Source organism: Streptomyces sp. CO7, from assembly GCF_053474865.1.
In genome coordinates, this window is the sequence record NZ_JBRIOU010000009.1 from 70327 (window position 1) to 70816 (window position 490).

Here is a 490-nt window from a genome sequence, read left to right on the forward strand (position 1 = left end):
GCGAGGATCGCGGTGACCATGTCGGCGGTGCGGGGCAGCCGCAGGGCGACCAGCTGCTCGGGGCCGGCGCCACGGGCGGCCAGGTGGCGGGCCAGGCGGTCGGCGCGGGCGTCGAGGCCGGCGTGCGTGAGGCGCTCGCCGCCCGCCACCAGCGCGGTGGCCTCCGGGGTGCGGGCGGCCCGCTCCTCGAACAGCGCGGGCAGCAGGGTGCCGGGCACCGGCCGGGCGGTGTCGTTCCAGTCCTGGGTGACCTGGCGCAGCTCCGCACCGGAGAGCAGCGGGAGCGCGCCGAGGGGACGGTCGGGCGCGGCGGCCACGCCCGCAAGCAGGCGTCCGAGCTGGTCGGCGGCGCGGCGGGCGGTGTCCGCGTCGAACAGGTCGGTGCGGTACTCGAGGAGGCCGGTCAGGGCCTCGCCGTCCGGGACGAACTCGATGCTCAGGTCGAAGGTGGCGGCCTGCCGGGCCACCGCGACCGGGGCGGTGGCGAGGC

Annotated in this window: 1 protein-coding gene; it reads right to left on the minus strand. The window is 79.2% G+C overall.

What is annotated here, in order from left to right; translation table 11 throughout:
- The coding region (locus tag ACOV8S_RS26935; protein WP_448321317.1) for an AMP-binding protein at positions 1-490 on the minus strand (490 nt) is incomplete at both ends.